Source organism: Desulfoluna butyratoxydans, from assembly GCF_900699765.1.
GTDB lineage: Bacteria > Desulfobacterota > Desulfobacteria > Desulfobacterales > Desulfolunaceae > Desulfoluna > Desulfoluna butyratoxydans.
The window spans coordinates 81265-92416 of record NZ_CAADHO010000016.1 but is presented as its reverse complement, the minus strand read 5'-3'; the positions used below and the strand labels follow the sequence as shown (position 1 = coordinate 92416).

General features: G+C 61.7%; 18 protein-coding genes. All 18 read right to left on the bottom strand.

What is annotated here, in order from left to right; translation table 11 throughout:
• A partial coding sequence (locus MSL71_RS25665) for a phage tail-collar fiber domain-containing protein (protein ID WP_180147163.1) occupies positions 1–737 on the bottom strand: 737 nt, incomplete at its 3' end.
• Entirely contained in the window at positions 734–1276 is a 543-nt protein-coding gene (locus tag MSL71_RS25660) for a phage tail protein (RefSeq protein ID WP_180147161.1), read from the bottom strand. The genes MSL71_RS25665 and MSL71_RS25660, both read right to left, overlap by 4 nt.
• Positions 1276–2448 carry a baseplate J/gp47 family protein gene (locus tag MSL71_RS25655; protein ID WP_180147159.1) on the bottom strand — a complete coding sequence of 391 codons (1173 nt, stop codon included), beginning with the start codon at positions 2446–2448 and terminating at the stop codon, positions 1276–1278. Before MSL71_RS25655 ends, MSL71_RS25660 begins: the two co-directional genes overlap by 1 nt.
• Positions 2448–2771 carry a DUF2590 family protein gene (locus tag MSL71_RS25650; protein WP_180147157.1) on the bottom strand — a complete coding sequence of 108 codons (324 nt, stop codon included), beginning with the start codon at positions 2769–2771 and terminating at the stop codon, positions 2448–2450. The genes MSL71_RS25655 and MSL71_RS25650 overlap by 1 nt, the downstream gene beginning before the upstream one ends.
• Entirely contained in the window at positions 2772–4529 is a 1758-nt protein-coding gene (locus MSL71_RS25645) for a phage tail tape measure protein (protein ID WP_180147155.1), read from the bottom strand. It lies immediately after the preceding gene.
• Positions 4530–4532: 3 nt separating this feature from the next.
• Positions 4533–4679, bottom strand: a complete 147-nt coding sequence (locus MSL71_RS25640; RefSeq protein ID WP_175469783.1) for a DUF6890 family protein — start codon at positions 4677–4679, stop codon at positions 4533–4535.
• A 41-nt stretch (positions 4680–4720) separates the two neighbouring features.
• A complete protein-coding gene (locus MSL71_RS25635) occupies positions 4721–4981 on the bottom strand; it encodes a putative phage tail assembly chaperone (protein WP_180147153.1) in 261 nt (86 codons plus the stop codon).
• A gap of 12 nt (positions 4982–4993) precedes the next feature.
• Positions 4994–5236, bottom strand: coding sequence for a hypothetical protein (locus MSL71_RS25630; RefSeq protein WP_180136645.1), 243 nt, complete (start codon positions 5234–5236; stop codon positions 4994–4996).
• 5 nt (positions 5237–5241) lie between these two features.
• Positions 5242–5451 (bottom strand): hypothetical protein, encoded by a 210-nt coding sequence (locus MSL71_RS25625; protein WP_180147150.1) that lies wholly within the window; start codon positions 5449–5451, stop codon positions 5242–5244.
• 14 nt (positions 5452–5465) lie between these two features.
• Entirely contained in the window at positions 5466–5867 is a 402-nt protein-coding gene (locus tag MSL71_RS25620; protein WP_180147148.1) for a structural protein, read from the bottom strand.
• A complete protein-coding gene (locus MSL71_RS25615; protein WP_180147145.1) occupies positions 5867–6067 on the bottom strand; it encodes a TraR/DksA family transcriptional regulator in 201 nt (66 codons plus the stop codon). The genes MSL71_RS25620 and MSL71_RS25615 overlap by 1 nt, the downstream gene beginning before the upstream one ends.
• Complete coding sequence (locus tag MSL71_RS25610) at positions 6067–6519, bottom strand: phage protein (protein ID WP_092211248.1); 453 nt, start codon at positions 6517–6519, stop codon at positions 6067–6069. Before MSL71_RS25610 ends, MSL71_RS25615 begins: the two co-directional genes overlap by 1 nt.
• 9 nt (positions 6520–6528) lie before the next feature.
• The gene (locus MSL71_RS25605; RefSeq protein WP_180147142.1) at positions 6529–7638 is read right to left on the bottom strand and encodes a DUF2586 domain-containing protein; all 1110 of its coding nucleotides are present in this window, start codon (positions 7636–7638) and stop codon (positions 6529–6531) included.
• A 23-nt stretch (positions 7639–7661) separates the two neighbouring features.
• Positions 7662–8351: a virion morphogenesis protein gene (locus tag MSL71_RS25600; protein ID WP_152004155.1), complete on the bottom strand. Its 690-nt coding sequence runs from the start codon at positions 8349–8351 to the stop codon at positions 7662–7664.
• Positions 8351–8800 (bottom strand): phage tail protein, encoded by a 450-nt coding sequence (locus MSL71_RS25595; RefSeq protein ID WP_180147139.1) that lies wholly within the window; start codon positions 8798–8800, stop codon positions 8351–8353. The genes MSL71_RS25600 and MSL71_RS25595 overlap by 1 nt, the downstream gene beginning before the upstream one ends.
• A gap of 2 nt (positions 8801–8802) precedes the next feature.
• Positions 8803–9276 carry a head completion/stabilization protein gene (locus MSL71_RS25590; RefSeq protein ID WP_180147136.1) on the bottom strand — a complete coding sequence of 158 codons (474 nt, stop codon included), beginning with the start codon at positions 9274–9276 and terminating at the stop codon, positions 8803–8805.
• Between the two features lie 101 nt (positions 9277–9377).
• On the bottom strand, positions 9378–10112 hold the full coding sequence (gene gpM, locus MSL71_RS25585; protein ID WP_180147131.1) for a phage terminase small subunit: 735 nt from the start codon (positions 10110–10112) through the stop codon (positions 9378–9380).
• 11 nt (positions 10113–10123) lie between these two features.
• Entirely contained in the window at positions 10124–11152 is a 1029-nt protein-coding gene (locus tag MSL71_RS25580) for a phage major capsid protein, P2 family (protein ID WP_092211254.1), read from the bottom strand.

The following is an 11152-nucleotide window of genomic DNA, read 5'->3' as shown; positions in this document are numbered from 1 at the left end:
GACACTCTCAGCCAACATATTTGCGTTCCATCGGCCCACCTCACATATTCACCGTTTACGTTACGTCCTCTCTCAATTATTGCCCCCCCTGCTTCAGAAAGGACACCCACAACCCCAGACAAATCACTGGCATTATGCCCATGCCCCACCAACAGCTCCCGAATATCCTGATGCGCTTCCCCACTCTGAGCATGTTCTGAAATCTTGGCCCTGATATCTCTATGCGCTCCGTCATCCCCATCATGCTCCCCAATCCTCGCCGTCATCCACGTCGTATAATCAAACTGCCACGTCTCCGCCGACACACTCACCCCGGTCAGCGCCTGCGCATCCTGGAACCGCATCATCACATTCCGGGTGATGTTATTCCCCGTGGTATTTGATCCCAGGTCCGTTTTTCTTTTGGGCGTCTCCGGCGTGATGGTCACTGTGATCACATTGCCTGTCACCGCTTCCACGGTCCCGATCCAGTTAAAGGAAAAATCGCCCACATCGGAGCCCAGGATCATGGAGTAGACCACCTGGTCGGAGTTCACGTAGCCCTTGTGGGCATCATCGATGGTGTGGGTATGGACGATATGGGCCGGATCCGGCATCTGCTGGTTGCGGTCCACGGGTTGGGATGGGTCCAGGCCGGGGACCAGGGCAAGCACCATGCGATCGATGACGAGGGGTTTCTCCTCGCCCCGTAGCTGGTTGATGCGTGTCTGGCCCAGGGCGGTGATTGCACTGCTCATGGTTCCTCCAATATGGCTGTTTCGGTCAGGTGATCATTGGAAAATTCCACCACCTGGATCTCCATGGGGATGGTGGTGATGATCTTCCATTCGTAGCGGCGGCAGGTTCTGCCGTAGTGTTGAATCAATTCGGATAAAAGGCTTTCGTTTTGGGCCAGCTGGTTGTCGGAAAGGCGGATGGCCACCACGTCCCAGTCACGGCCCGGCATGCGTTCTTCCAGCTCCACGTAGCCCACCCCCAGGCGCTCGAAAATCTGTTTAAAACCCTCCACGCTTCCGGCGTCCCGGGCGTTGGCGTAGGCGTGGCGGACACGCAGGCGGAAGAGGTCCAGGGGCTCACCCTTAAAGCGGGTGATGTCGCGTTGCCAGGCAATGAGCTCCAGCACGGCCTCCCGGCAGGTCATGGGGTCCAGTTGCTTCAGGGGCCAGAGGGCCCAGTCGCCCAGGCGGGTGAACCAGCGATGGGCGGCGGCGGCCAGCTTGGCCACCTGGCCCTTGTTCATCCAGACGGGCAGGTCAAAGGCGGGTAGTTCGGTCATCAGGCCACCTCCGTGTTGACGGTGAGGGAGGAGAGCGTGGGGATCTCCATGGCGCTCACGATGTCGCCCAGGCTGAAGGATACGGACTTTAAGTCCGGAAGCTGCTGGTGAAGCTCATAGGCCAGGGTGGAAAAAGAGAACCGGGAAAACGGCATGGTCCGGGTAATTTTGGAAAAATCCTGGTTCTCGCGAAAGGCGAACCGCACCCGGTCCGACACGGCCTGGTTCAGGGCGGCGACTCTCTCTCCGGAGAGAACCCCGTCGTGGTAGACGGTCACCACCAGGACCGCCGGTTTTTCCGGCATGGGAAAGCACAGCATGTCGTCCCCATGGCCGTGGTGGCCCTGGTCCCGGATATAGGTGTTGATGCCGTCCACAAAGGACTGGGACGGCTGGCCGGAATCGATCATCACGAAGGCGTTGGCGCTACCCGGGCCCCTGGGGGCGTCGTGTTCGAACCAGACGAAGTCGGGTTGGATACCTGCAAACAGGGAGATATCCGCCCGGTATGCGGCGTCATGGTGGTACTGGCCCACGGCGGAGAACTGGTTGCGGCATCGCAGCCGGAGGGAGTCGTCGGACTCGGCATCGGCCCCGGCGATGGTGATCCACTCCGCCTCGTTGGATACGGCGGCAATGCCGGACACAGGCTCCGGCAGCACGGTGAAATACCCCGGCCCCAGGTTGTGGGCCGTGCCGGGGATCTCCGCTTCCACCGGCACCTGGGCGGAAATCACCCCGTCCGGGATGGTCACCTCTTCCGTAATACGCACCCGGTAGATCTTCGTGTTGATGGGCGGCGTGGCCACCAGGATCCCGGCCTCCACCGTTACCTCCCCTTCGGCGGCCTCCCGGGTAAAATGGAGAATCCCCCGGGTGGTCGCGGCTTTTTTCCTCTCCAGGTCCACGGCCCAGGCCAGCAGCTCCAGCCAGGCCCCGGTGGCGTCCTTCAGGAAGAAGTTGGGAAGCACCTGGGTGGCCAGGAGCTGCACCAGCCACATGGCCGGTTTGGTGGCGATGGCCGTGATCAGCCGCCAAAAGGGGGCCCACTCCGAGTCGTTGGCGATGCCCACCTCCTCCTCGGCGTTGATGGCCCGCCATTCGGTTTCCATGGCCTCCTGGGAGACGGGGATCCCCGCGTCCACCAGCATCTGCTCGTATACGTCCGTCATCACACCTCCAGCGAAAAGCCGATGGGGCCAAAATCCATGGTCTCGGCCCTCAGATAGAATTCCCCGGGTTTCACCTCGTCGATGGCTGCGGAACCCGGCACGATGCGCACATCGTTGTCCACGGCCAGGGTGATCATCATCTTGGTGCGATCCACCAGCCCCCGGTTCCGGTTGCCCACCAGGGGCGGCAAAAAGCCCTCCTCCCGGATCATGTGGACCAGGTCCTGGGCGATGACGTCCCGGTCCGTGATGGTGACCGGGTTGCCCCCGGCGTCCAGGACCAGGTCGTCGTCTTCAATCAACAGGTCAAGATAGGTTGCCATTTACGATGCCATCACCAGCTGGCTGGTGACCTCCTGTGCGTTGATGGGCCGGGATGTGACGATCTTCCCCACATGCACGGTTTGAGAAGAGGTTGTGCTGGTGTTGGAGACGGCCGTGGCAATGGATTGAGACACGCCCCCCGCAGGCACCGCCCCCTGCCTGGGCGCCTCCAGGGAAGGCGATGTCTTGGGCGCCTCGGCCACGGGATCGTCCCCCACCCCGGGTATCCAGGAGAATTTGTCCTTCACCCAGCTCCAGGCGTCCCCCAGCTTGGCAAAGCCCCCCATCACCCAATCGATGCCCCCCATGATGGCCTTGCCCCAGGAAGAGTCCATGAACGCGGCCTTGAGGTCGTCCCAGTAGTAAATGGCGGCGGCAATGGCCCCGGTGAGAAGCACGACGCCCCCGGCAATGAGCAACACCGGGTTTGCCCACATGGCCGTGTTCATGAGCCACATGGCGATCTGCCCGGCAATCATCACGCCCCGAAACACGGCCATGATGCCGGACACCGCGCTCACCGCCACGCCCCAGCCCATGGTGGCCATACTGGCCACGCCACCTGCTATGGCAAAGGCGGCCAACCCGGCGGTGAGGCCCGCCACCCCGATCACCGCGTAGCCGATGTATTTGGTCAGGGTGGGATACTCCTGGGTCCACTGGTACATGGTCCCCGCCCCTTCGGCCATGGTCTCCACCACAGGGATCAATGTGGGCAAAAGCGCCTGGCCCAGACCGATGCGCAGGGCCTTGGTCCCCTGGTTCAACCGTTGAAAGGGGTCCACCATGGCATCGGCCATGGTCATGGCCTTTTCCATGCCCTTCACCTTGCCCAGGGCGTTCATGTCGCCTTCCAGCTTGCCCACCTTGGGCAACAGCAAATCGATCATGGCCACGGCTTCGTCGGAGCCGAAGGCCTCTTTCAGTGCGTCGGACTCGGCCACATCCAGGGTGCTCCCGAACTTGCCCCGGATCTTCTGCAGGATGTCCACCATCCCCAGCATGCGCCCGTTGGCATCGGTAAAGGAGAGCCCCAGTTTCTCCTGGGCCCCGCCGATCCCGCCAAGAAAGGCCTTGTACTTGGTCCCGGCCTCGGAGCCGGACATGGTGGCCTGAAGCGATCCCAGCACCGCCATCTGCTCGGCCTGGTCAATGCCCGCCGAAGTGGCCTTGGCCCCCAGGGCGGAAAAGGATGCGGCCATCTCGGAGCCCGTGGTCTTGAACATCTGCACCGCCGTGGCCGTCTGCCCGGTGAGCTGTTCCACCCAGTCCGCCTTGCCCATGGCGTTGGCGGAGTCGGCGAAGATCCCGTACATGGTGCCCATGTAATCGGTGATGGTTGCGGCGTCGGATTTCGTCCCCTTGGCAAGGATGTTGGAAGCGTTGGTGAAGGAGGAAAGCTCCTCTCCGGACAAACCGGCAATGGCTGACTGGATGTCGTAGGACGACGAGACAAAGTCCTTGGCCGACTCCCCGTACTTCACGGAAAAGGCGATGGCCTTGTCCGCCAGCATGTCCAGGGAGTTCTGGGCAACGTCCAGGCTTCGCACCTCGCCGATGGCCATGTTGAACTCCTGGGCCGGGGCGGTGAGGGCCGACACCGCGTAACCGGCGGCAGCCACCCCGGCGGCCCCGCCCGCCACCTTGCTGAAGGTGTCCGTCACGCCCTCCAGGGAATTTTTTATTTTTCCCGCCGGGCCGGTCACCTTGTCCATCAGGTCGATGGTGAACATCAGTTTTTGAAGCTGGTTTGCCATGCATCACCTTCCGTTGAACGCCATGGCCACGCCTGCGGCAGTGGCCATGCGCTGTTTTTCCCAATAGTCCTTTTCCAGGAAGAGCGCTTCCCCCATGGCCCTGGGCGTCACCTCACGCCCCGGGAACCACTTGTGGGAGAAGGCCGTCATCTGGGATAGAGCGGAGTTCTCTATCCCGGCGGCAATCCGTTCTACTCCCCCACCGCCACCTCGATGGCGGGCACCACCTTGTTGATCAGGTGGGTACCGATGGCCATCACGTGGGTGGGGTTCTCCAGGAAGGGCTTCAGGGCCTCTTTGCTCTCCGGGGTCACACAGCGCACCAGGAAGTTATGGGTGGGCTGAACCTTGTCGGTGGGCTGCATCTCGTTGATCAGGCGCTCATGGTGGGCGGGGGTAACGTCGAAATCAATGGCGGTGCCGTCGATGGTCAGAGTGATTTTTGTGCTCATGGGTCTTTCTCCTTACTTTTTGATGATCTGTTCAAACATGGAAAATCGTTCGTTCAATCGGGTTTCAAGGCGGTTCTCGAAATCCGAGAACATCTTCTCCAGATCTCTTTTGCTGGTGTAGTTCTCCGAGATGTAGAGTCTCAGGTTCACGATCGCCAGCTCGTTGGCCTGCTCCTTCCTGAACAGGTAGATGTTCCACGCCAGGACTGCGGGCCAGAGATACCTGGCGATGAACTCGAAGGTTTCGGTCACCATGGGGATTAAACCTTTTCAGCCTCAGGCAGGTTGTGGTTGGAAAGCTCCGTGGCCACCATCTTCACCAGCTCATCATCCACCGTGTTGGTGGTCTGTTTAGCCAGCTTCTTCAGCCCCAGGATCACAAGGCGGGTGAGGATCTTTTCACTGGCAACGGCCAGGGCCATGCGGCCAAGGATGTGGGAAGCGGAACTTGCAATGGCTGTCAAAAACATGGGCGTCTCCTTTTTTAGGTGGTGGCCATGCGGATCCCCGTGGCGATCTGGTCGTCGCTGTAGGGCATCTGGCCGTTTTCGTGTTTGATGATCACCGGAATCAGCCGGGGCAAGACCTCGGTCACCACCAGGGGCTCGTCCGGATCCACGCCCACCACCTGGGCCACATGGTCCACGTAGGCGTCGGTGTCGTTCTCCTTGGGAGGCGCCCACCGGGTGATGATACCCCGCACGGTCTTGATACCGTGGCGGCGCTGGTAGTTGGTCAACACCCTTGCCATGGCCCGGATGCCGTACTCCGGGGTTTTGAACAGGCAGAAGGCGGGATCCGGCTGCACCTTGGCCAGGCCGTCCCAGTTGTCGCCGTGGCGGATGTTGCCGGGGTTGTTGTTTCGAATGCCTCGTGTTGCTTCCATCACATGGTCTCCAATTCTTCCTGACAGTCCCGGCACAGGGTGCAGCCGGGCATGGCCTTTCTGCGCCCTTCCGGGATCGGTTCGTCGCAATGCGCGCAGATCGCAAGGCCGGGCCCCGTGGGAAGCGCCGCCCGGGCGCTGGCCACGGCGGCGTTGCGCTCGCGGGATTCAAGGATCTGTGCGCGGTCCAGAATATCCATCAGTCGGTGAGCCCTTCCACCCGGGCCGGGTCGAGGTAGGGTATGCCGTTGATCTTCACAAAGTTGGGGCTGGTCACCTCAAATCCGATTTTGACGGTTGCCTTCTTGTCGCTGGTGGGGTCGTAGTCCATGATGTCCTTGAGGTTCAGAAGGCACCCGAAGGCCTCCACGTTCTCCTCCTCCTTGGTCCCCTTGGCGTAGAACTGAAGGTCAACGGGCTCGATGCCCTGCCAGGAACCCTTGGCCGCCGCCTCTTCCGCCATGATGGCCATGGCCGTGGCGTCCAGCTCGATGTCTCCGGAGGCGCTCACCGCCCCGGGCACCCACCCGTTGGGCACGCCCCCGTCCTGCACGGACTTCCGCCCGTCTTCAATGGAGAGGGAGGCCTTCTCCGCCCGCAGGCGAAAATCTCCCAGGCTAAATGAAAAGCTGCTGTTGCTGATTCGCTTCATGGGTCACTCCTATGCGTTGCTGCTGAGATCCAGCATCAGGTTCACGGTGATGTCCTTGGGGCAGTTGTAGGGCCGCGCCTTCATGTAGATGCGCACGGTGTTCTTATCCACCCACTGGATGGTGATGGCGTCCCGGGCCGGAGGATGGATCTCCCCGGGAAAAATCGTCTTGCCGATGCGCGATCCCAGGGACATTTTCATCAGGGGCCGCATAAAATAATTGGAGTTCTCGGCAATCGACTCCGGCGTGGAGTTCAGACGCCTGTCCCCGATCCTCGCCACGGTCAGAGGGTACACCTGGCGCATGGCCTTCTGGATCACCCGAAGGTTCTCCACCACCTGGAAGTCACCCCCGGGCACGTCCAGCATGTTGCAGTCGCCCCAGTACACCCCGGGGTAATCCGGGTACCACTGGGGGACTGAGAACCGGTTCTCGTCCAGGGCCTTCAGGTGGGCCATGGAGAGCATCACCCCGTCCTTGTCCGTGGGCCTGTCGCCGAAGGTGCCGATGAGGGGCCCGGTGGCCACCCGCATGGGGGTATCGGCCACGGTGACGGCCCGGTTGCACAAACGCCCGGCCAAGGTGCCCTGATCGTGGCCCCACAGGGCAGGCACCACGCACACTTGGTCGGCGGCCACGCCATCGGTGATGGGCTTGATGGCCGCGATGTAATCGGCCCAGGCTTCTTCCGCTCCACAGCCCCGCACGCTGGCCATGAAGAAAACGGGCCGCATGTAGGTGGCCAGGATCGACTTGGCCTTGGTGAACATGGCCTCGATGTCGGTCTTTTCGCTCACGGGATCGGTGATGACGATGGCCTCGCAGCTCGTCACCTCCATGGCGTAGTCCACGGCATCGGCCCAGGACCCGTCGGCGGCGATGGGCAGCACGCTGGCCCCCCAGTTCTGCCCGGCGTTGACCATGGCGGCCTCCACCTGGGTCTTCAGGTTGGAGGCATCCGCCCCCAGGGCTTCGTCCAGGTCCGTGGCGTTGCTCACGGAAAGCACCTTGCCTTGGTTGACGGCGCCCTCCCCGATAAACAGGAAATGGCGCTCGATCTCGGGCAGGGGTCCCTGCATGAGGTTGAGCCGGTTAATCTGAATCGTTCCAAGTGACATGTTTTCTCCTTAGCTCCTTGGCTCTATGCGCGTCGCACGCGTTTCAAGGCGTCTTCGGTCATCTGGGTGAGAAAGGCGTCGGCATCTTCCGGGGTGGCCCCCAGGATGGGCCGGGGTGCGGGTTTGGTGTCCCATGCCTGTTTGCCTATGCGGGTTTTGTAGCGCATCAGGCGAAGGATCAGCCCGGCCTGGCCAAGGGTCATGTTGTCCATGATCCACTTGGCAGGCACCCGCTTTAAGATTGCCCCGCCCTTCCCCCGCTTCCGGGCCACCCGGCGGCGGAACCCTTCCCGGTTCAGGGCCCTTGCCTGGGCCGCAGTGGCGGGCTTTTTGTAGTCGGGCACGCCGTGGACCTTTGCCATCTTCCGGGGCGTCCAGGACTCGGCCACGCCCCGGTGATGCCGGTCCGCCACCTTGGCCTGGCCCACGTTCTTCCAGCCCACGGTGGCCTTGCTCTTGCTCACCACCTTGGTCTGCATGCCCTTGGCCATCTTGCGCATCATCTTGCGCTTGGTCCGGCCATCAGCCCGGGGATCCATGCGGGCTCCGGACACGGTCTTCTGGCCCCGCACGTTGTCCCGGGTCTTCTTCCGGGTCTGCATGCCGATATCGGCCAGGAGCCTGCGGGACTGGGCCGTGCTCATGGAGAGCACGTCCAACTGATCCAGAAGCCGCAGGGTTTTGCGTTGGTCTTGCTTGACGGCCAGGTTCATCAGACAGCCTCCAGCCCAGCCAGATTCTCGGCCACGTTGATCCCGGCATCGCCCACCCGCCACTGCTCGCCTTCAAAGGCAAGGGGCCCTTCCGGGTCGGGAACGATGACCAGGGGCTCGTCGAACTCCACCCCGATCTCCACGTCCACGGTCTGCTCGTCGGAGAGGGACACATCCACGTCCGGGTCGGGCAGGTCGAGTTCGAAGCGCTCAACGTCGTACTTGGCCAGCCAAAGCACGATGAAGGAGAGAAGCAGCTCGGCAATGGAGCCCGGGCACCTCTCGATGGAGATCACCGCGTCGTACCGGAACCGGCCCACCTCCAGGCCGTGGCCCAGGTCCTTGCCGGTGAGGGAGAGTTTCCCCTGGTCGGCAAAGGCTTCCATCTGGTCCCGGGTGATGCCGGGAAGGGTCAACAGGTGGGCAGCAAGGCTGGAAAGCTTTTTCATCCTTAAAGGGCCTCCACATGGATGGTCATGGTGCCCTGCATATCGGCCAGGGCGGAAAGGGCTTCGCGGAACCACCGGTCCGCGGTCTCCGGCGCTTCCTTGGCGTCGGACTGGGCGTCATTCTTCCGCAGCATGGTGGCGTAGTCGGAAAGCAGAAGCCCCTTGGCGTGGCAGCACACGGCCCGGACGTACTGCAAAACAAGGGGGTGAAGGTCCCCCAGCATCTCGCCGTCGTCCACGGGCACCTCGGCCAGGCTCGCCCTGCCCGCTTCGGCGTGGCGCGCCCGGAACCCGGCCAGCTCCTTGTTGGCCCAGAGCATGCCCAGCCTCAGCCGATCGGCCAGCAAGGCTTCCCGGTACTCACCCGGCAAGCGGTAGGCCTCCTGGAACTCGGCCAGGTCGATGTCCGGCCAGAACGCGTTGTTCTCGACCATCGTCCCCTTGGGCAGATCGTCTGCAAATGCGGTAAAACTCATGGTGTCCCCTTCTTTAAAATGGACCGGCCCCCGCCTAGGCCAAGGCGTTTCACATAACGTGGACGCATGGCCCGGCGGGATCGGCCGGTGGTGTGGGAGCTCTATTCGGTGCCTTCGGCCTCCGCTCCGGCGGCCTCAGCCGGTTCGGCGGGCTTCTCCTCGTTGGGCTTGGCGCTCTCCAGCTTCTTCCGTGCTTTGCCCAGCACGGTTTTCACCTTGGCGCCGTACTCCTCGGCACGTTCAAAATGGGTTATGGCCTCGCTCCAGGACTCCAGGTCCATGGCCACCAGGCCTTTCAGCTTAAGCATCTTGGCGCTCACCTCGTCGGGGATGTCCCAGCCTTCGGCCAGCTCGCACACCTGGCCGAAGTAGGGCTCCACGGACCGCCCGGCGTCCTGCTCGCCTTCGGCCCACTCGGTGATGGTGTCGCAAAGGTAGATGGGCAGGTCCCGGCGGAATCGCTCCGGCATGGGCACGCCGTGCTCGATGCAATACAAGGCCAGGGCCATGGCCCCGTGGATATCGGCGATGTCAAAGAGCCACACCAGGATCTGGCCCAGCAGGGGGTGATCGGATCCGGAGGCCTTCAAGGTCTCCACCACGGGCAGGTACTTGGGCACCAGGTGCGCGGCCTTCTCGGCCTCTTTCTGCTTCCGGCTCCGGATCAGCTTGAGCTTGGCCAGGTCGTCCTCCAGCTCCTTTTCAAACCCGGTCAACGTCTGCTGCTTGGCGATGGCCGTGGTGGGCATGGTCCCCAGAACAGCAAAGGACGACGCCCCTTCCCCGTAGCCGGGATCTTCTTTTTTCTTCTCTTGAAAGCGTTTCATCAAAGACATGGAATCCTCCCTTACGCCCAGCCGTCGGAGCCGTTGGGCAGCTTCACTTTGGAGAAGTCCACGGCAACGAATTTTTCGGGCGTTTCGACCACGTAGCCCTCGTTCCGGCTGTTGTAATCCTCCACGCGATCCTTCTCGGGCTTCTCCTTGATCTGGCGACGCCAGGAGCCGGACTGCACATAGATGGAAAGGTTTTCATAGCTGGTGATGACCAGACCACGTTCCGGAAAACTGGAAGGTGTCTCCCAGGGAAGGCCGCCGAAAATAGAGAACGCCGAGGAAGAAAGGAGCTTTTCTGAAGGCGTCTGCCCGTTGGCAACTGCAAGTAAAGTTTTTTCGCGTGCCACCAGCTCGGAGCCCACGAGGACAATCAAATCCCGGCGAAGGTAGGGAGGAATACCTTCGGTGAGTTCCACGACGGCATGGTCGAGGTTTACAAAGTCCCCGTCCATTCCGATACGAATCTCCCCGGCCTGCTTTTCTCCGGTGGTAAGAATATTGGCAGGGACCGTTTCTTTGACGTACTGCATCCACCCCTTGTTCACGTCCTGGAGCATGGAGTTGGCATCCAGGTCGGTCGTGTCGGCGGAGTTGGTGCCATACCAGCCAATGACCTCGCGGTCGTTGGCGATACGCTCCTGAACGTAGCGGGTGTAACGTTCCGCCAAATCCGGAAACTTGGCCCAGGCGTCCATGGTGGCATACGTCATGTAAACGTCGGAGTTGGTTTTGTTCAGCCTGTACTTGCGCTGCCCCAGCCCAAGAAGGTCACGAGGCGTACGCTCATTGCCTTCAATAGAAGTATCGATACGGCCTGAAACGGGTCCTGCGGCGCAGCCCAGGATGTTCTGGCCTTCCAGCTCATCAACTGTAAAGACGTTGATCTTGGGAAGGAATGTGGACTTTTCCACAATGGCATCCTGGAGTTTCTGCTCTATGGTGGGCTCCACCGTAAAAGCTTTTTCCACGGTGGGGATGCCATACTGCTTGGCCAAGCGGCCGCACATCTCATTGAATGCCTTCAAGGCAAAATTGTTCAT

What these genes read in the sequence shown, in the direction of transcription:
- gpM (WP_180147131.1), bottom strand. Translation starts at nt 10,112, where the DNA reads ATGTCTTTGATGAAACGCTTTCAAGAGAAGAAAAAAGAAGATCCCGGC.
- MSL71_RS25610 (WP_092211248.1), bottom strand. Translation starts at nt 6,519, where the DNA reads ATGAAGCGAATCAGCAACAGCAGCTTTTCATTTAGCCTGGGAGATTTT.
- MSL71_RS25660 (WP_180147161.1), bottom strand. Translation starts at nt 1,276, where the DNA reads ATGACCGAACTACCCGCCTTTGACCTGCCCGTCTGGATGAACAAGGGC.
- MSL71_RS25580 (WP_092211254.1), bottom strand. Translation starts at nt 11,152, where the DNA reads ATGAACAATTTTGCCTTGAAGGCATTCAATGAGATGTGCGGCCGCTTG.
- MSL71_RS25620 (WP_180147148.1), bottom strand. Translation starts at nt 5,867, where the DNA reads ATGGAAGCAACACGAGGCATTCGAAACAACAACCCCGGCAACATCCGC.
- MSL71_RS25595 (WP_180147139.1), bottom strand. Translation starts at nt 8,800, where the DNA reads ATGAAAAAGCTTTCCAGCCTTGCTGCCCACCTGTTGACCCTTCCCGGC.
- MSL71_RS25605 (WP_180147142.1), bottom strand. Translation starts at nt 7,638, where the DNA reads ATGTCACTTGGAACGATTCAGATTAACCGGCTCAACCTCATGCAGGGA.
- MSL71_RS25645 (WP_180147155.1), bottom strand. Translation starts at nt 4,529, where the DNA reads ATGGCAAACCAGCTTCAAAAACTGATGTTCACCATCGACCTGATGGAC.
- MSL71_RS25630 (WP_180136645.1), bottom strand. Translation starts at nt 5,236, where the DNA reads ATGGTGACCGAAACCTTCGAGTTCATCGCCAGGTATCTCTGGCCCGCA.
- MSL71_RS25635 (WP_180147153.1), bottom strand. Translation starts at nt 4,981, where the DNA reads ATGAGCACAAAAATCACTCTGACCATCGACGGCACCGCCATTGATTTC.
- MSL71_RS25650 (WP_180147157.1), bottom strand. Translation starts at nt 2,771, where the DNA reads ATGGCAACCTATCTTGACCTGTTGATTGAAGACGACGACCTGGTCCTG.
- MSL71_RS25600 (WP_152004155.1), bottom strand. Translation starts at nt 8,351, where the DNA reads ATGAACCTGGCCGTCAAGCAAGACCAACGCAAAACCCTGCGGCTTCTG.
- MSL71_RS25625 (WP_180147150.1), bottom strand. Translation starts at nt 5,451, where the DNA reads ATGTTTTTGACAGCCATTGCAAGTTCCGCTTCCCACATCCTTGGCCGC.
- MSL71_RS25640 (WP_175469783.1), bottom strand. Translation starts at nt 4,679, where the DNA reads ATGACGGCCTTCTCCCACAAGTGGTTCCCGGGGCGTGAGGTGACGCCC.
- MSL71_RS25655 (WP_180147159.1), bottom strand. Translation starts at nt 2,448, where the DNA reads ATGACGGACGTATACGAGCAGATGCTGGTGGACGCGGGGATCCCCGTC.
- MSL71_RS25615 (WP_180147145.1), bottom strand. Translation starts at nt 6,067, where the DNA reads ATGGATATTCTGGACCGCGCACAGATCCTTGAATCCCGCGAGCGCAAC.
- MSL71_RS25590 (WP_180147136.1), bottom strand. Translation starts at nt 9,276, where the DNA reads ATGAGTTTTACCGCATTTGCAGACGATCTGCCCAAGGGGACGATGGTC.